Here is an 18,065-nt window from a genome sequence, read left to right as displayed (position 1 = left end):
CTGAGGTATTTTCGGGGGAGCTGAATCAGGCAGATAAACCTGCAATGAATTTGAAAGACTAAAAAAACAAATATCTTACATAATTTGAGAATGGGTGATTTTGTATGCAAATTATCTTTTATGATTTAGATATTATAGATGATGTGAAACTAAAGTATGCAGTGATTCTAACGAGATACAATAACGAGTGGATTTATGTAAAACATAAGGAAAGACAAACGTGGGAGATTCCTGGAGGTAAAAGAGAACCGAACGAACCCATTGAAGAAACCGCGAAACGTGAACTCTATGAAGAAACAGGTACTCAATCCTTTAGCCTACTCCCATTGTTTGTGTATTCAGTTAAATTCGATAGTGGTGATGAATCATATGGCGGTTTGTATTACTCGGAAGTTAAAGAAATTGGCCAATTACCAGCAGAGAGTGAGATTGGAGAAGTAAGTTTTATGAAAGGATTACCAAGTGATTTAACATACCCAACAATACAACCGGAGTTATATAACAAAGCTTTATTAAAATTATCAATAAGAAGTCAAGAGTAAACGAACAATTAACTTAGGTTAAGTATATTCGAAGGTGGTAGGTACATCAGCTAACACCGTATTCGCGCGGCGTGACCTAGCGGTCCCTTGGTCTGCAGAGGCATTTCGAGGAAGTGGAATCAGCATACAACCCTGCGAGGCTAAGTCTGGCGACCCGTTCGCTGGCACTCCCTTAAGCTTCTCGGGTTAGTGAATGCGGAAACGTTATAAGAAATCAGCGCAACAGATTTGTTATAAGGAGGATTAATTGATGTTAAATGAAACTATTAAAGATACTAGTGATATTTTGAATATGTTAGATTCATTCATGAGAGAACCAGCACCATTTTGGAATTGGTTTTACAGTGACAGATCAAAGAAAATACCTTTTTTCATTAATTTCCCTGATGAGAATCTTGTCTCATACTTTGAGTCTGGAATATTATCCAAAGGTAATATGTTGGAGATTGGTTGTGGCCCAGGAAGGAATGCAATTTATGCAGCGCTTAAGGGTTTTAAAGTAGATGCAATTGATATATCGGAAGAAGCAATAATCTGGGCAAAAGAGCGAGCTGAAGAGAATAAAGTAAGTGTGAATTTTGAATGTAAATCTGCCTTCGACCTCCAATTAGAAACTGGGCATTACGATCTTGTATATGATTCTGGATGTTTGCACCATATATGGCCACATAGACGAATTGAATATCTTCGGATGATAAGCAGTATGATTAAGACTGGAGGGTATTTTGGGTTAACTTGTTTTGCCCCTGGATTTACAGAAATCGGTGGAGCTCTTGAATTAAGTGATTATGAGGTATATAGAGAAAGAAGTATGAAGGGCGGACAAGCCTATAGTAAGGAGAAATTATTTGGACTACTAGAAGATTGCTTTGAAAATGTTGAATTTAGGAGTATGAATGAATGCGGTGAAAATACTGAGAAATTTGGAGTTCCTTTTATGTGGACTAGCCTATGGAGAAGAAAATAAAAATTATGTGTTCTAAATAGATGCATTTGAGTGAGTTAATGAATGGGGATGGGGTAGGGATCCCGAGTATTTTTGGGGTGGGAAGTCAGTGGTGAGCGCCAGAGGACAGAAGGATGATATTTATAAAAAGAATAACATTGTATATATCTTTTATAATTGGGATAATATCACTTGCTATTGCGGTATTACCATTTGTCTTTGCATATCCATGTAGCGACGGCCCTAATTCTGGACCATTGAACACATGGGAACTTCTTCAAGTGATTTCTTTCAAGGGGTGGGTATGGTTCTTAATTATTGGTCTTGTCTTATCCATGTTTTCACTCCTTAGACTCCGTGGAAACAAGGCAAATAATAAAATGTTGAACTAACTAAAATCACTCAGCCAACGGAAAACGATCTCTCAATAAACAGCGGCAGCCTAAGACTTCTTTAGACTGCCGCCTCATAATTTATTTATTAGAGATACAAACCGTGCTCTGCCTCCGCAAACTGCTGCGATTTCTCCTTCATTCCCCGCTCAATCGCTTCGCTGTCCTCCAGATTGTGCTGCTTGGCATACTCCCGGATGTCCTGTGTGATTCTCATGCTGCAAAATTTCGGGCCGCACATGGAGCAGAAATGCGCCGTCTTCGCGCCTTCCGCGGGCAAGGTCTCGTCATGGTATTCCGTTGCCCGCTCGGGGTCGAGCGACAGCTGGAACTGGTCCTTCCAGCGGAATTCAAACCGCGCTTTGGACAGCGCGTTGTCCCGCTCCTGCGCTCCGGGATGTCCTTTGGCCAGATCGGCCGCATGCGCCGCGATCTTGTAGGCGATAACGCCTTCGCGGACATCGTCCTTGTTCGGGAGGCCCAAATGCTCTTTGGGCGTCACGTAGCAGAGCATGGCGGTGCCGAACCAGCCGATCATCGCCGCGCCGATGGCGGAAGAAATATGATCGTATCCCGGAGCGATATCCGTCGTAAGCGGCCCAAGCGTATAAAAGGGCGCTTCTTTGCACACTTCCATTTGGCGGTCGACATTTTCCTTAATCTTGTGCATCGGGACATGCCCCGGGCCTTCAATCATAACCTGCACATCATGCTTCCAGGCAATCTCGGTCAGCTCGCCCAGAGTGTCCAGCTCGGCGAACTGAGCTTCGTCGTTGGCATCGGCGATGGAACCCGGCCGCAGACCGTCTCCAAGCGAGAACGCGATGTCGTAAGCCTTCATGATTTCGCAGATTTCCTCAAAATGAGTATAGAGGAAGTTCTCCTGATGATGGGCGAGGCACCAGGCCGCCATGATCGAGCCGCCGCGGGAAACGATGCCTGTAACCCTTTTGGCGGTCAATGGGACATACCGCAGCAGCACGCCCGCATGGATTGTGAAATAGTCGACGCCCTGCTCCGCCTGTTCAATCAGCGTATCGCGATAAATTTCCCAGCTCAGCTCATGCGCTTGTCCGCCGACCTTCTCCAGCGCCTGATATAGTGGTACGGTGCCGACAGGCACCGGGGAGTTGCGGATGATCCATTCCCGGGTCGTATGAATATGGCGGCCTGTCGAAAGGTCCATAATGGTATCCGAGCCCCAGTGCGTAGCCCAGCGCATCTTCTCCACTTCTTCGTCGATCGAGGAGGAGACCGCTGAGTTCCCTATATTGGCATTAATTTTTACAAGAAAGTTTCGCCCGATGATCATCGGCTCGCTTTCCGGATGATTGATGTTGCAGGGAATAATCGCCCGTCCGGAAGCAACTTCATCCCGGACAAACGCCGGATCGACATTCTCGCGGATCGCAATGAATTCCATTTCCGGTGTGATCACGCCTTTTCGGGCATAGTGCATCTGTGTAACATTAGATCCGCTTTTTGCGCGTAGTGGCCGCCGTTTTAATCCCGGAAAAATCTCTGTGGAAAGATCCTGTTCCTTGTGCCGCAATCCGTTATCCTCCGGTTTAATGACCCGGCCCTCGTATTCCTCGACATCGCCGCTTTCCAATATCCAGTTCCGGCGGAGCGGGGGCAGTCCTTCCCGAATGTCCGTACACATGTGCGCATCGGTATAAGGACCGCTTGCGTCATATACCCGTACTGGCGGATTTTCGGTTTCCAATTCGCCGTTAACTCCGGCGCTTCCGCTCAGAGTAATTTCGCGCATAGGCACCCGAATATCCTCCCGCGAGCCTTCCACATACACTTTCTGACTTTGTCTTGTCATTTCATTTCCTCCTCTTAATGGTGTGAAGCGCCAGAGGAGGCCAGGTACGCAAAAAAGACCGCATCGAAAGAAGCGGTCTTTGAACATACAAAGCCTGTGACGATTCCTCCGCTGGCATTACCCAGATCAGGTATTACGGTCAATGGCATAAGGCCATCCTCTCAGCCCGGCTATTTCCGAGCTCCCGTGTCTATGATGTTGTCTATAACAGAATATCCTAATCGCTGGGAAAGTACAAGCTACTTTTGCTTTATTTTCCGCCGGATGTCAATCGCGGCTTCCAGTGATTTGACGGCCCGGTCCAAAGAAAGAAATGAATCCGTTCCCTGCCGGAAGCTTTGCAGCGCATGTTCCAGACTGGCGGCATAAGGATTGGCTTCCTCCAGAACAAGGCGCCGCTCACCGGAGGCGGTGATTTCCATCAAAACCGGATCGGACCGTTCTCCGCAGTCGCTTTCATGAAAGACCAGCTTTCCCGACTCGAAATAAGCTTCATAACCGACAGTAAACGGGTACCCGTCAGACATTCCCGAAGAAGAGACGATCTCCGCAAAGGTGCTTTCCCGCCGGAAGGCTACCCGAACCAACGATTGCCGTACATCCTTATATTCCGTTCCCCAGGCGTATATAAGCTCCGGTGAATCCATAATCCCGTTAATACAATCCAAATCATGAATCATGAGATTAACGGGGATGGAGTTCAAACCGAGATCGCCCCAAAGCGGGGGCGTCTCCCTTTTTAAAGTGAGGGATAACAGCTTGCCGTATGTACCCTTCAGGCAGGACTCCTGCAGATAGGCATAGGCCGGGTCAAAATAGATAAACCGGTTAACTAGCACTCTTTTACCGTATCGTCTTTCCGCATCCAGCATCGCCGCAGCCTCTTCCATAGAGCAGCATACGGGCGTTTCGCAGAACACATGCTTTCCATACTGAAGCGCTTTGACGGCAACCTCACAGTGAAGAGAGGAAGGCAGACACAAATCAATGACATCAATGTCCGGATCGCGCAAAATCTTCTCCATATCCCGGGTAGTCTCTACCTTTAACTCTTGTTCCAATTGAGCCAGCTTGGTAAGGTTCCTGCCGAACACGACCACCCTTGAGGACAGATCCATATTCTTCAGCAGGCTGGCATGATACGCTCCGAATCCCGTGCCGAGTACGCCAATATTCATAAATTCCAACTCCTTCAATCGTTCTCGCTCTATGATATACTTGAATTGTTGACAGCATAGTGGCAATGATTTAAGTGTCTGAAAAATATTCTGTCCACCGCAAAAGGAGGCACGCTATGAGGCTGCATCGGCTGGTTGCGATTTTGCTGCTGCTGGAATCCAGAGGGAAATTAAAAGCGAAGGAGCTGGCGGAAGCGCTGGAAACCTCCGTCCGTTCGATTTATCGCGATGTGGATACACTGGCCGAAGCCGGTATTCCGATTGTCAGCGCTTCGGGACCTTCGGGCGGACTTTCACTAATGGAAGGCTATACGGTCAATTTGAAAAGTCTGCATAATGATGAAGTCGTTCACCTGTATCTGACGGGACTCGGCATATACTCCGGCGCGGGAACCGAGTCCGGACACAAGCTCCAAAACGCGCTGCTGAAGCTGGAAAAAACACTGCCGGACGCCTACAAACCGGATCTGCATAAGGCCAAATCCCGGTTTTATTTCGATGATACGCCCTGGTGGAGCGAGCGCCCGGCAGTTCCCTGCCTGGAGAAGATCAGGTCTGCGCTTTGGAAATCGCACAAGCTGACGATTCACTACCGCAAGCCGGGAGGTGAAACGTCCGTCCGGAATGTGTATCCCTATGGGCTGGTGGTGAAGCAGGAGGAATGGTACCTGGCCGCTTACTGTGAGGAGGCGGAGGAAGTCCGTATCTTCAAATGCGAGCGGATCGTGGAAACCATGCAGGCAGAGGAAGCATACGAGATTCCCGCCGATTTCTCGCTGGAGTCGTATTGGAAAGAGCGGAATGAGTCTTTTAAGCTGTCGAGACGAGAGGATGAGCAGTACCCGGTCGTTCTCAAAGTGAAAGAGCCGGGCGTGAATCTGCGGGACAAGCTGGATATTTTGCACGAAGCCTTGGATAAGGATACGATTCTGCTGACGGTGAATATGTACGGGTATGAAGCGGCCTGCCGGGATGTGCTGGGACTTGTCGGTTATGCCGAGGTGATCGCCCCGGAGGAGCTTCGGACTTTTGTGCGGAGAACTCTTTCGGAGTTGCAGGAATGGTATGCGGAATGAAAAGAGCCGTCCTCTCACCGGAAGGAGAAAGAACGGCTTCCCAAGTTCCCAAATATGTGTGCCGATTGCCTTAAATAATTCGGTGTCCGCCATCGACGTGAAGAACGGTTCCGGTCACAAAGCCATTTTGGATCAGGTACAGTACGCCTTGCGCGGTATCTTCCGCTGTGCCCACCCGTTGTACCGGCAGTTTGCCTGCCACCGATGCATAGAAATCATTTCGCGCGTCTTCCGGCATTTTACTTCTCGAAGGCGTATCGATGATACCCGGCGACAAGATATTCACCCGGATGGGAGCGAGCTCCAAGGCCAGCGTCTGGCCCAGATTGGAAATCGCAGCGTTAACCGCCCCGAGTACGGACGAGCCGATCATCGCTTTGTAGGCGACTACGCCGGAGAATAGGGTAATGGAGCCGTTCGGCGATATGTTTGGCGCACCGTATTTGGCCGCATAGTATTGGCCCCAAAATTTGCTCTCGAACAACTGACGGGCCTGGGCGGTTTCCGTGTGGAGGAAAGACCCTCCGGAAGTTATCGCGGCGCTGACGACCAGATGATCGAACGTGCCGATTTTTTCAAAAAAGGATTGCACCTGCTGCTCATCCGTCGTATCCAGCGTATAAGCCACTGCTTTGGCTCCCAGTTGATCTTTCACGTTCTGCAGTTTTTCTTCCGAGCGGCTGGCAATAATGACTTCCCCTCCAAGCGCAATGACTTGTTTGGCCGCCTCCAAACCGATTCCGGAGCTTCCTCCGATAATGACCACTTTTTGATTGTGCAGCATAATATATCCTCCCTTAATGTCGTTCTCAGTGTCGTTCAAAAGCGTTGTCCGCTTAAGGTTAAGCACCCAGCACTTCCTGCAGATGGGCTTCCAGTTCGGACAGATATTGATCCAGCTTCGGATTCTTGATGACATCGTAGCAAGCAAAGCTTTTTAAAGCCTCCATGCCGAGAAATTCCTGAACACGATGCAGATGTTCCAGAGCCTCATCCAGCGTTTCCCCTTTAAAGAACTGTCCCGGATCGCCAAATGCCTGCTCGGGAGCGTTCCAGGTGGTGGAGAACATATATTTTTTGCCGGTTAATAAGCCGCCTTCTCCATACCGGTCCCCGCCCTTGAAAAAGATGCCATACTCATACACTTCATCCATATACGTTTTGAACAGCCCGGGGATACTGAACCAGTAGATGGGCGTTTGGTAGATGACCACATCGGCCCACAAAAACTTCCGATGCTCTTCTTCGTTGTTGTACCCGTTCTGAATAATAGTGGTTTGAACGTTGTTCTTTTCACTTAAAATACTCACCATCCGGTCCACCAGGGTCTGGTTCAATTTACCTTCCGCGGCACCGTATTTTTCATGGCCGTTGATGATCAGAATATTTTTCATTTCTCCGTCTCCTTTATTTATAAGGTCTAGCACAATGATATTATATAAGTAGTAAGTTCATTTAGGGAAGTAGTGGCACTTAATTCATATAGTTTCCGAAAATATATTATTGTGATATGATTGGGTTTACCAAGCCAAAATATTTTTATGGAGGATGTTTCGATGAGTGAGAATGAACCCGTCGTTCTAACGAAAGGAGCGCCCGGCGAGTCATGTCCCATTGCCAAAACGCTGGATGTGATCGGGACAAAATGGACGTTTTTAATTATCCGGGACCTGCTGATTGAAGGGACGATGCGATTCAGCGATCTGCTGAAATCGATGGACGGCATCAGTCCGAAGACCTTATCGCTCCGTCTTAAAGAGCTGGAAGAGAACGGTGTAGTGGAACGCAAGGTATATCCTGAAGTGCCTCCGCGCGTAGAATATACAATTACTGAGAAGGGGAGACAATTGGAAGGGATTTTTATCGAGTTAAAAAGATTTGGCCTGCATTTGTAATCCTTCTGCGGCAGCTGACGTTCCTTCTTCCTGCACAAAAAAGGCCGCTTCGCGAGGAAGCGGTCTTTACCTGTTTATAGCGGCAAAGGCAGGGTATAAAGGAAGGAGCGGGACAATAAAATCGCCTGCTTACCCGGCTTTTTTGCCCTGACACTTTTTGCATACCGTCAGCTTTTCGCCTTGAGCTCCTACTGCGGTGTATAACAGTTTGATCCGTGTGCTGCCGCACAGAGGGCATGTGCCTCTTGCCCGGGAAGGCATCCGCCACAGCGCTTTGCCGCGCTTGTTTTTAGCCATGTTCGATTCCACCTCTGCCCAAATACTTGATCTCCCTGTTATTCTATGCGGGCGGGCGGCAAGCGGTTCGGCAAGGGGGTTGGCCGGTCTTCTTGAAGAATAATTGCGTTTTCCAGTAACTTACACTATAATTAGTACCAGGTACTAATATCAGGTTATAACCCAGTATGAGGTGATCCGGATGGCAGGAGCAAGAATAACCGCAATAGGAAGTTACGTGCCCAACAAAAGATTAACCAATTCTGATCTGGAGCGGATGGTAGACACGAATAACGATTGGATTATTCAAAGAACCGGAATTCAAGAACGCAGAATCAGCCGTCCGGATGAGTTCACCAGTGATTTATGTGCGGCTGCGGTTAGCAATCTGATTCAGCGGTTCAATAAGAACGTAGAAGACGTGGATATGGTTATCGTAGCGACCAGTACGCCGGATTTTACGTTCCCCTCGGTTGCCAGCCTTGTTCAGGACCGATTACAGATCGCCCGGACGGGAGGGATGGATCTAAGCGCGGCATGCTCGGGATTTGTCTATGCGCTGCATGTTGCGCACAGTTTGATTTCATCCGGGCTTCACAAGAAAATACTCGTCATCGGCGCGGACACCATGTCCAAAATCACGGACTACACCGATCGGACCACCTGTGTGCTATTTGGCGACGGTGCCGGCGCCGTGCTGGTCGAACAGGATGACCATTTTCAAAGCTTCATGGGGTATCACCTCGAAAGTGACGGGAGCGGGGCGCATCATGTGTACCGCGCTAATTTAGCGAATAAAGTCAAGGAGATTGAATTAGTCGATACAAGAAGCCTTGTGCAAAATGGCCGTGAGGTGTACCGCTGGGCAGTCCGGAATATTCCGGGCGGGATCAAAGAGCTTTTGAACAAAACGGACATTACCATAGACGAAGTGGACTGGTTCATCCCTCATAGCGCCAACCTGCGGATCATCGAGCCGATCTGTGAAAAAATAGGCCACCCGATGGACAAGACACTGTACAGCTTAGTCCATTTCGGGAATACATCGGCGGCGACCATTCCTTTATCTCTCGACCTCGGCATTCGCGAAGGAAAAGTTAAAAATGGGGATAGGCTTCTTTTGTACGGCTTTGGCGCCGGTTTGACCCATGCGGGGCAGGTTATGGAGCTGAGATTGGATGAACAAGTTATGATACAGCCACAAACTCTGAATTCCTAAAGAATTGCTAAAGAATTGCTAAAGATGAAACAAACAGGTACGGATATCTTCTATGAAAAGGTCGGTACCTGTTTTTTTTGGGACGAGCGGAAACAAGTTTTGCTTATAGCTTAGCTCCTTACTTCTCACATGATGTTACAAATTCCTTAAATAATCTAAAGTTATAATCATCCAATTTGTAGTTAAATTCCGGATGCCACTGAACAGCTAAAATAAACTTTTTTTGCGGCATAATTACAGCTTCTATTAGTCCATCTTCAGCTTCCGCAATTGAAAGTAATTGCTCTGATAGCTTCTTAATCCCCTGATGATGGTAGCTATTTACTTTTAAAGATTCTGTTTGAATAATATGATAAAGCGGGTTTCCTTTTTCTATGTATACATTGTGAACTGGTTTAGTAAATGGAGGTGCTTGATTGTGTTCAACTTCAGATCTTAGCTGAGTTGGAATATCCTGATATAAAGTTCCGCCTAGCAAGGCGTTAAACAACTGTATCCCACGGCAGATCCCAAAGGCTGGTTTATCCAAATCTACTACATGTTTAAATAGAGTTGTCTCCATATCATCCCGCTCATTACACATTTCCCCGCAAATATCTTCTACGTTCTCACCGTAAATTTTGGGATTAACGTCATGTCCACCTGTAAAGAGAAAGCCATCAAACCTATTTGCTATTTTTGTAATTATCTCTATATCCGAGGTTAATGGCAACATGATCGGAATTCCACCAGCATCTTCAATCCCTTTCATATAACCTGGCAGCATCCAGTAGCTTTCTTTATTCTTATCATACAAAGGTAAAACCCCTATCATAGGTCTCTCCATATCATATTCCTCCCCAAAGTATATATCTATTTATTTACTTTGAATCCCTGTAGACATTTTAACACGCATTTGTCCTGAAATCCCCGGTATGATCCCTATGGCTAAAAAGATTTAAAATTGATAGATTGGCATAATATAGCCGGGGATGATGTGTTTGTGGACATTTATACCGCGAAAAAACAGCGTATAACATATATTATACGCTGTTTTTGATTTAAACGATTTTTTTCAAGGCGAATGGAGAAGTGGACGGGCGGATTCGCTCCATTTTTTGACTATTTCAACGATTTCGGAAGGGCGGCGGCGAATAATCCCTTGTTCGTCTGAACGAGCAGCATGCCATCTACCGTATAGGCATTGCCGATCTCGGTAGCTTTCGTTGAGATACGTCCGAGCCTTTTGCCCGTCGCCACCTCGATCAAGTAAAAGTCTCCGTTGTCCAAACTGGCGAATACGCCCCTGCCTAAAGTTTGAACCCGGGATACGGGACTCGGAGAGTTGCCGTAGGAAATCGCACTAAGATCATTTAATTTGACGCCGATCAGTTCGGTTCCCTGTGCAAAGAAGGCCATGCCGTTGATCGGACCGGCGAGCCATTTCCCAAACCTTTCATAGCTGACAGGTTCTGTGTTGCTGTCTTGACCCAAAGTGTAGCGGCGAAGGAAGGCCCCGTTCTTATCGAGATTGCCGTCGGCGGTATAGAGATAGGGGCCCGCAATGGAGGTATAGCTGTTGCCCAGTCGGCTTACATCATCAAGAGGGGTGTAGTTCTCTGTTCTGGTCACCTTTCCGGTTCGGGGATTCAGCTGAACCCATGTGACCAAATAACCGGGAGTTGGCACTCCGCCGGTAACCGTTGAAAGGTCCGGCTGCCGGCGCATTATAAGCTGCCCGTTCCGGTAGGCGAGGAAGGAGTAGACGCCCTCAGTTCTCCACTTTTGTTTGCCGGTAGCGGGATCAAGACCGAAAAATTGCGTCCGGTAATTATCCACGGTACTGGAGACTACGAGTACGCCGTCATATTGGCCGATCAGGGAGCTTGCGTACATGGGCAACGCTTTGTTCTCCCATTTTTTCTTGCCGTTCGAAGGACTGTAGGCGGCGAGTCCGCCGTTTTCGTTAAAATAAACCAAGGTCCCGCTTACAAGTCCGGCATGCGCTCCAGCCTCAGAAAAGGCATTGACCCCTTTCACTTTCCAAATTACCTTTCCGTTTCGGGCATTAGCCCGCACCAGATCGCCACCGTTTGTGGTGTAAAAGACGGAATTGTTAGTTATAACTTCGGGGGAGTGTCCTCCCGGGATGGACCATTTCAACTGGCCTGTCTTGAGGTCCGCCGCGATGAGTTTGCCGCTTGCAGCATAATACACAAGGCCGTTCGACATGGGGGCCTGTTTATCATAAAGTCTCGTTCCGTTTGTTTTTGCCTGCCAGATCGGCTTGAGAACAGGGGTTGCGGAGTTGGCCGCTACGGAAACGGATGAGATATTTCCTTGTACGGTATCCGCGGCGGCGATGTGTCCGTAAAGTCCGTCACTGGTGGTAAGCAGGGCTGCGGCGAGCAGTGCGTTCAGAATAAAATCCGTTTTTCTCAACAATTTCATCTCCTTGTTATTCATCTATGTATTTGACTCCTGAAGCGGGGAGTGAGTTGCTATATATGGAAAATAAATACATGTGGCAAAATAAGTTAACATAAAATATATTATGTAAACTATAATGAATGAGAACACTGATTTGCGCGATATCGAATCAGATTGGACCAAACCGGGTAAGAAAGAGGAGAACATCAAATTTTATTCACAGCTGGATAAAAGGAGGATCACCTATGGGACTCAATTTGGGCGGTTTTGGCGACTTGAAGGGATTGATCGAGAAAGCGAAGTCTCCGGGAGGGCTGATGGAAATCGCAAAAAGTCTTCCTTTAGACCAACTGCTGCAAAAGCTGCCTCTCGACAATCTGCTGACTCCGGAATTCATGCAGAAGTATACGCCGTTCCAGTCGATCGGAGAACTGCTGGAGAAAGCCGGACTCGGCTCCGCTGGCGATTCTGCGCAAAAGATAACCGAGGTGCCGCAGGACAAGCTGGACAATCAGGTGAAGGAAACCACCTCTTTCGGCTCAATGCAGCAGCTGCTGCAAAAAGCGGTGGAGTATTATCAATCCCGCCAGTCCGACGGGAAATAGGCAAGAAACCGATTTTTCAATAATAAAACCGCCGGCAGAGCTGTCATTCGATGCTCTGCCGGCGGTTTTTGCAGGTTTTTGCAATGAGCTATTTCAGGATACTTCGGTCCGCTGTTCGGGACATTTAACCGGAGCGGATTGAGCCTTAAAGGCAGTCTTCCGCTTCTTGTAGAAGGTGAAGGCGAAATAAAAGGCAATGATGATGCAAGGATAGGCAATCGCCATGCCCGTAAAAGGAAACACGGCCGCAGTCGCGGCAAAGGAAATCCAGCTGATGGCAACTCCGAACCGGTTGCCTTTGAGTAGCCGGATTCCAGCCGCGCACCCCCCGATATAGGTCAGGATGAAGGTGGCGTTCGGAAACGTAATCAGGGTCGTCAGTGAAACAAGGCCGCTGCCGTACAACGTCATCACTGTTGTAAAGCACAGCAGGAGGAAAGCCAGCGCGCCGATCGGCGTATGGAACCGGCTGGACATCCTGCCCATCCACCTTGGGGCGTGGCCCTGGCGCGCCATCGAGTAGGCTACCCTTGAAGCGGCGCCGGCATAAGCTATAATTGTGGCGGTGCAGATGAACAGACCCGTGAGTCCGGCGATTAGCCCGCCCCATTGCCCAAGCGGCCGGCTGATCATCCAGACCAGCGAGGAGGAGCTTCCTTTAAGGTAGCTTTCGGTGCCTACCACAGCCAGCGCCGTCAAGAAATATAGCGCGCCGACAACAATGGCAGAGATGGTAACCCCCTTGACCGCTGCGCGCTGTGGGTCCTTGAACTCCTCGGACAGATGGGAGACCGCTTCCCAGCCGATAAAGCACCAGAACAGAATCGCCGTTGCCTTGCCGACGTTCATCCAGCCATGCGGGACAAATGGGGTAAAGGCGGTGCTATCCATCCGCGGCAGCGCGGCGGAAAAAGCGAAGACGAGCACGGCAACGATGGCGAGCACGACGGCGATTTGCACTTTCCCGGCGAGCTGCATGCCGACCCAGTTCATGCCGAGCCCGGTAACCAGGATCGCGGCGGCCAGCGCGATTCGCGCCGGTTCGCCCCAGCCCATGGCGGCGGACATATAGCCCGCTCCGGTCAGGGCAGCTACGGGAGCGCCGATCGGCACGGACATGAGGAAGAACCAGCCGACCAGCGTGCCGGCGCGTTCCCCGAAAGCAAGCGAGACGAAATGAGACACACCGCCGGCGTTCGGGAATTTGGCAGAGAGCAGGCCCATCGAGAGCGCCATCGGCAGAATCAGCAGCGTCATGAATCCCCAAGAGAGCAGCGAAGCGGGCCCCGCCATTTCCGCGGCCAGTCCAGGCACGATAAGCACCCCCGATCCGAGCACCGCACCGATATATAGAGCGATCGCCTGCGGCATCCCGATATGGTTTTGCAGCGAATTGGATTCCTTCATTTAAATCATCCAGCCTTTCTTGTCTTTCTTGTCTTTTGTTAAAGAGTATCAGATAATAGTCCTATTGGAAAAACGGAATGTTTAGATGACATCCATTCAAAATTCCGATGGAAGGGTGCATGTCGATGGAATCCCGTCATCTTTTTACTTTTTTAGTCGTGGTGGAAGCAGGGAGCTTCACACGGGCCGCCCAGAAGCTCGATTACGCCCAGTCCAGCATTACGGCGCAAATTCAAGCTTTGGAAAGCGAACTGGGTCAACCGCTGTTTAACCGGATCGGCAAAAGAATCACCCTGACCGACGCCGGACGCCGTCTTCTGCCATATGCCCAGGAGATATCCAAAATGCATGCCATGGCCGAGAATGCGCTGCGCTCGCAAAGCGGCATCGGCGGATCGCTTAAGATCGGCGGGCCCGAATCTCTCGCGGCCTTTCGGCTCCCCGGCATCATTCGCGAATACAGAGAAAGGTATCCCCAGGTTGAGATGATTCTCAAACCCGGTTTCTGCTGGGATTTGCGGGAAATGATCCGGTCGGGCGAGGTGGATTTGGCTTTTCTGCTGCAGCCCGAACAGGACGACAAGGATCTGCATATCGAGACGCTGGTGCAGGAGGAAATGGCGCTGGTTGCGCCGGTGAATCACAGGCTGGTTCACCTTGCCGCAGTCGAGCCGTCCGATCTGAAAGAGGAGACGATTCTGCATACCGAGACGGGCTGTTCGTACCGGATGCTGTTCGAGCAGCATTTGAATGCGCACGGTGTGTACCCGGACCCGAAGCTGGAATTTTGGAGCATCGAAGCGATCAAGCAGTGCGTTATGGCCGGTCTGGGCATTTCCTTTTTGCCGCTGGTTACGGTGCAAAAAGAACTCGCGGAAGGAACGCTGGCGCGGCTGAACTGGGATGATGAATCCCAGCGGGTGGCGACACAGGTTGCATATCACCGCAAAAAATGGAAGTCGCCGGCGCTCGAAGCATTTATGGAAACGGTGCGGAAGCATGCGTCGGGGTGGCAGCGCCAAGGCGTTCACGGCTAAGTTAATATCTGCTATAATAAGTGGTCGGAAAAAGGGAGGAGAGAATCTGCGTGGACGAAGCCCTGCTGGAATATGAAGAAGAACTCGAAGCCTTTATCGTCTGGATGAAGGACGCGGGCTACACGCCGTATACCCGAAAATCGTATCTGGTCGATGTCCGGCAGTTCTTAATCAGTCTGAACGGCAAGAAGCTGGATAACGTCAAAAAGCTGCATGTCATCTCCTTCCTTACCTCGATGCGCGAAAGCGGAGTAAGCGACGCCACTAGGAACCGCAAGCACGCCTCGGTCAGCTGCTTCTTCAAATCGCTGATCGAACTTGAACTGTTGACCGGCAATCCCGCGGCGGGCATCAAAAAGTCCAAGACCGAGAAAAACCGGGAGCCGGTCTATTTGGACGAGGACGATATACGGCTCTTTCTGGCTAATGTGGACGGCAAGTACAGAGAACGCAATTTAGCCATTTTTCTGCTGATGGCTTATATGGGGCTGCGCGTTGGGGAGGTACATACGCTCAATTTGGGAGATTATCATCCGGAACGGCGCACGCTGCGCATATTCGGTAAAGGGCGCAAATGGCGTAATGTTCCCGTGCCGGGGGATGTCGCCCCTTATCTGGACCATGCGCTGGAGGAACGGCTGACGCCTTGGCGCGGAAGCAGGGAAGAAGCGATGTTCATCTCGCAGAAAGGCCGCCGCCTCTCGATCCGCGCCATTCAGGGCATTGCCGCCGAGACCTTTCAGCGCTTCCAGAGCGGAACTCCGGCTGCCTACCGGCGTTCTTTTTCCAGCCATAAGCTTCGGCACTCCTTTGCCACGATGCTGCTGCGCAAGGGTGCGGATTTGCGGACCGTCCAGGAATTGCTAGGACATTCCTCTATTCAGACAACGACGGTGTACACCCATATTACAGACAAGGAAAAAGAAGAAGCCATGTCCCGCCTGCAGCTCCACCTCTAAAACATAACATTGAGTTAACGCCACTGTGAAAGATATTGGTTACAAGAACGCCGATAATCGGTTAACATGAAATGAGGTTGCAGACATGAAATTTAATGTCCAATTTCTGTCCTTTTATGTGATTCAGGTAGAAGGAAATGAAGGACAAGGCGCAAAATCATACAAGCATTACCAAACGCTGGATGAAGAAGAGTATGAGCACAGCGAGATCAAGAAGTTTCTGGACGGGGAGTTTACGCGGACAGCCAAGCGCAAGGTGGAGAAAAATCCGCAATCGGAGCAGGCGCCGACCAAGATCGGGCGCTTTCTTGTGGAGCCGGGGTACGACCTTGACAGCAATCCCAACTTTAATCAGCTGACGCGGCTGCGCGCGGCGGAAGACGTGGAATCCTTTCACAATTTCGGCGATGATCTGGTCCGAAGCTATCTCGACACGAGCGCCGTTCGCGGGGGAGCGCTTATCGTTTCCCAGGCTGTCCTGCGCACCCATGGCGACGACCCGTTCGTGTTCATCATGAAATGCGATTTCGAGTCCAAAATCGCCCGTATTTCCGATGAGCGCAGTCTGATCAGCGAAGTGGAAATGGCAATCAGCGCCCGCAATATGAAGTCGATCCAGTATCCTTATATGCTGGAGGAAGGCATGGTGGAGGAGTGGGAGCTCAAGATCCACCAGTCTTCGCATGCCCGTTATTTCGAGGATTTTCTGAAGTTCGTCACCTACGAGCAGTCGATTCCCGAGATTGTGAACGATCAGGTCATGGAGTACGTGCAGAGCTATGTGGAGACGAAGTGGCCGGACGAATCCCATGAGGAACGCCAGCAGACCGAGCGGGATTTGGAGCTTTGGGCGGCAAGCGAGAAGCGAGATATCCAGCATAAGTGGGAGCCTGAGGAAGTCATCGAGGCGGCGGCGCGGATTATCGACATCAAGCCGGAAATCGAGCTGAAATTCAAAATCGGCGACACCTATGTCAAAGGATTTTTGGCGGATTACGGGGACAAGATCCATATCGCCACGCTTGGCGACCGTTATGCGCTTGTGATCGAAGGGTCTTCTTTTACTTTTGATAAAGGATTTTCGCCTGTGGAGCTGCTTCAGCCGGAGCCGTTTGACCGGTTGGCAAACCGCCTGATGGAGAAGAAATGGACGGAGGACGACGGGGAACCCCGCGAAGATTAGAGAATCATCCGGGAAGTCCAACGCAAAAGAAGCCGCCGGCTGTTTAACGCTTGGTGGCTTCTTCTCTGTGCGCTTCCTGCTTCAATTGAGCTTGACTTACAGCTCCAGTTTCGCGATTTCGGACTTAAGCTTCTCGGCAGACTGCTGGAATAAATTCCGTTCTTCGTCGCTCAGCGGCAGCTGCAGCACTTCGCGAACACCGGAACGGTCGACAACGCACGGTGCGCCGAGGAAGACTTCGGATACGCCGTTATAGTTGTTAAGCAGTGTTGAAACGTTCAGGACGGCGCCTTCATTGCTGAGGATGGCCTCCACGATCCGGTCCAGCGCAAGCCCGATGGCATAGGAGGTCGCTCCTTTGGCATTAATGATTTCATAGGCGGCGTTCTTCGTGTTTTCGTAAATCTCCTCGCGGGTTTGGTCGTTAAAGCCGAGATCGATGCCGCCGCTGATGTTGGCCAGACTCCATACGGGAACCTCGGAGTCGCCATGCTCACCGATGATGGAACCGTGAATGCTCCGCGGGTCGATCTCTTTGTGCTTCCCGATCAGGTAACGGAAGCGGGCGCTGTCCAGCACGGTGCCGGACCCGATGACGCGTCTGCGGTCGAAGCCGCTGATTTTCAAAGTGGCATAAGAAAGAATATCGACTGGATTGGTTGCAATCAGCAAAATGGCGTGCGAATTATATTTCGTAATCTTTTGGATAATATCCCGGAAAATCGAAATGTTTTTGCGCAGGAGGTCGATGCGCGTCTCGCCGGGCTTTTGGGAAGCCCCCGCGGTTACAATGATAATGTCCGCGTCGCGGCAGTCTTCGTAGGTTCCGGCCCACAGCTTTACTCCGCCTACAAAAGGCATCCCGTGGTTCATGTCGAGCGCTTCACCAAGCGCCTTTTGGTGGTTGACGTCAATTAATACGAGTTCGGGCATGCGGCGGCGCAGCAGCAGGGTGTAAGCGGTGGTCGTACCAACGGCACCGGTGCCGATAACGACGACCCGGTTAGGTTTGAAAGGGGGGGCCATAGTTCCATCTCCTTCGAAATTGTGAATTTTTCTTGTCCAATCTTAACCATCATAGCCTCATTCGATAGTCTTTTCAAGAACTCG

At 50.0% G+C, this 18,065-nt stretch carries 18 protein-coding genes; 9 read left to right on the top strand and 9 right to left on the bottom strand.

The genetic code is table 11. The annotated features are described in order from the left end of the window. The first annotated feature begins 104 nt into the window (after positions 1-104). Both PUR_RS14510 and PUR_RS14505 read left to right on the top strand, forming a co-directional pair. Entirely contained in the window at positions 105-542 is a 438-nt protein-coding gene (locus tag PUR_RS14510; protein WP_179035863.1) for an NUDIX hydrolase, read from the top strand. A gap of 250 nt (positions 543-792) precedes the next feature. Further along, positions 793-1,509 carry a class I SAM-dependent methyltransferase gene (locus PUR_RS14505; protein ID WP_179035862.1) on the top strand — a complete coding sequence of 239 codons (717 nt, stop codon included), beginning with the start codon at positions 793-795 and terminating at the stop codon, positions 1,507-1,509. A gap of 459 nt (positions 1,510-1,968) precedes the next feature. Here PUR_RS14505 and thiC read toward each other — a convergent pair whose 3' ends face one another. Both thiC and PUR_RS14495 read right to left on the bottom strand, forming a co-directional pair. Next, positions 1,969-3,711: a phosphomethylpyrimidine synthase ThiC gene (thiC, locus tag PUR_RS14500; protein ID WP_179035861.1), complete on the bottom strand. Its 1,743-nt coding sequence runs from the start codon at positions 3,709-3,711 to the stop codon at positions 1,969-1,971. 239 nt (positions 3,712-3,950) lie between these two features. Next, a complete protein-coding gene (locus PUR_RS14495) occupies positions 3,951-4,889 on the bottom strand; it encodes a Gfo/Idh/MocA family protein (RefSeq protein ID WP_179035860.1) in 939 nt (312 codons plus the stop codon). 116 nt (positions 4,890-5,005) lie between these two features. On the opposite strand from PUR_RS14495, the gene PUR_RS14490 reads away from it, so the two are divergent. Continuing rightward, positions 5,006-5,965 (top strand): helix-turn-helix transcriptional regulator, encoded by a 960-nt coding sequence (locus PUR_RS14490; RefSeq protein ID WP_179035859.1) that lies wholly within the window; start codon positions 5,006-5,008, stop codon positions 5,963-5,965. A 70-nt stretch (positions 5,966-6,035) separates the two neighbouring features. Here PUR_RS14490 and PUR_RS14485 read toward each other — a convergent pair whose 3' ends face one another. Then, positions 6,036-6,749, bottom strand: coding sequence for an SDR family oxidoreductase (locus tag PUR_RS14485; protein WP_179035858.1), 714 nt, complete (start codon positions 6,747-6,749; stop codon positions 6,036-6,038). 58 nt (positions 6,750-6,807) lie between these two features. Next, on the bottom strand, positions 6,808-7,359 hold the full coding sequence (locus PUR_RS14480) for an NAD(P)H-dependent oxidoreductase (RefSeq protein ID WP_179035857.1): 552 nt from the start codon (positions 7,357-7,359) through the stop codon (positions 6,808-6,810). Between the two features lie 162 nt (positions 7,360-7,521). On the opposite strand from PUR_RS14480, the gene PUR_RS14475 reads away from it, so the two are divergent. Beyond that, positions 7,522-7,860: a winged helix-turn-helix transcriptional regulator gene (locus PUR_RS14475; RefSeq protein WP_179035856.1), complete on the top strand. Its 339-nt coding sequence runs from the start codon at positions 7,522-7,524 to the stop codon at positions 7,858-7,860. 129 nt (positions 7,861-7,989) lie between these two features. On the opposite strand, the gene PUR_RS14470 is transcribed toward PUR_RS14475, so the two are convergent. Continuing rightward, positions 7,990-8,157: a hypothetical protein gene (locus PUR_RS14470; protein ID WP_165093326.1), complete on the bottom strand. Its 168-nt coding sequence runs from the start codon at positions 8,155-8,157 to the stop codon at positions 7,990-7,992. 181 nt (positions 8,158-8,338) lie between these two features. On the opposite strand from PUR_RS14470, the gene PUR_RS14465 reads away from it, so the two are divergent. Beyond that, positions 8,339-9,355, top strand: a complete 1,017-nt coding sequence (locus PUR_RS14465; protein WP_179035855.1) for a ketoacyl-ACP synthase III — start codon at positions 8,339-8,341, stop codon at positions 9,353-9,355. A 118-nt stretch (positions 9,356-9,473) separates the two neighbouring features. On the opposite strand, the gene PUR_RS14460 is transcribed toward PUR_RS14465, so the two are convergent. Beyond that, positions 9,474-10,181 carry a gamma-glutamyl-gamma-aminobutyrate hydrolase family protein gene (locus PUR_RS14460; protein ID WP_179035854.1) on the bottom strand — a complete coding sequence of 236 codons (708 nt, stop codon included), beginning with the start codon at positions 10,179-10,181 and terminating at the stop codon, positions 9,474-9,476. Between the two features lie 275 nt (positions 10,182-10,456). Then, entirely contained in the window at positions 10,457-11,776 is a 1,320-nt protein-coding gene (locus PUR_RS14455) for an outer membrane protein assembly factor BamB family protein (RefSeq protein ID WP_179035853.1), read from the bottom strand. A 233-nt stretch (positions 11,777-12,009) separates the two neighbouring features. Here PUR_RS14455 and PUR_RS14450 point away from each other — a divergent pair, with 233 nt between their 5' ends. Continuing rightward, positions 12,010-12,369 carry a hypothetical protein gene (locus PUR_RS14450; protein ID WP_179035852.1) on the top strand — a complete coding sequence of 120 codons (360 nt, stop codon included), beginning with the start codon at positions 12,010-12,012 and terminating at the stop codon, positions 12,367-12,369. Positions 12,370-12,462: 93 nt separating this feature from the next. Here PUR_RS14450 and PUR_RS14445 read toward each other — a convergent pair whose 3' ends face one another. Beyond that, positions 12,463-13,776, bottom strand: coding sequence for an APC family permease (locus PUR_RS14445; protein WP_179035851.1), 1,314 nt, complete (start codon positions 13,774-13,776; stop codon positions 12,463-12,465). A 125-nt stretch (positions 13,777-13,901) separates the two neighbouring features. Between PUR_RS14445 and PUR_RS14440 the strand changes: the two genes are divergently transcribed. The 3 genes from PUR_RS14440 to PUR_RS14430 all read left to right on the top strand — a co-directional run bounded on the left by PUR_RS14440 (position 13,902) and on the right by PUR_RS14430 (position 16,955). After that, on the top strand, positions 13,902-14,813 hold the full coding sequence (locus PUR_RS14440) for a LysR family transcriptional regulator (RefSeq protein WP_179035850.1): 912 nt from the start codon (positions 13,902-13,904) through the stop codon (positions 14,811-14,813). Positions 14,814-14,863: 50 nt separating this feature from the next. Then, complete coding sequence (locus PUR_RS14435) at positions 14,864-15,772, top strand: tyrosine-type recombinase/integrase (protein WP_179035849.1); 909 nt, start codon at positions 14,864-14,866, stop codon at positions 15,770-15,772. A gap of 85 nt (positions 15,773-15,857) precedes the next feature. Further along, complete coding sequence (locus PUR_RS14430) at positions 15,858-16,955, top strand: DUF3900 domain-containing protein (protein WP_179035848.1); 1,098 nt, start codon at positions 15,858-15,860, stop codon at positions 16,953-16,955. 96 nt (positions 16,956-17,051) lie between these two features. On the opposite strand, the gene PUR_RS14425 is transcribed toward PUR_RS14430, so the two are convergent. Further along, entirely contained in the window at positions 17,052-17,981 is a 930-nt protein-coding gene (locus PUR_RS14425; RefSeq protein WP_179035847.1) for an L-lactate dehydrogenase, read from the bottom strand. Between the last annotated feature and the right edge of the window lie 84 nt (positions 17,982-18,065).

Source organism: Paenibacillus sp. URB8-2 (genome assembly GCF_013393385.1).
In the GTDB taxonomy this organism is placed as follows: domain Bacteria; phylum Bacillota; class Bacilli; order Paenibacillales; family Paenibacillaceae; genus Paenibacillus_AQ.
Note: the sequence above shows the minus strand (reverse complement) of the source record. Positions and strands in the feature narration are given on the sequence as shown.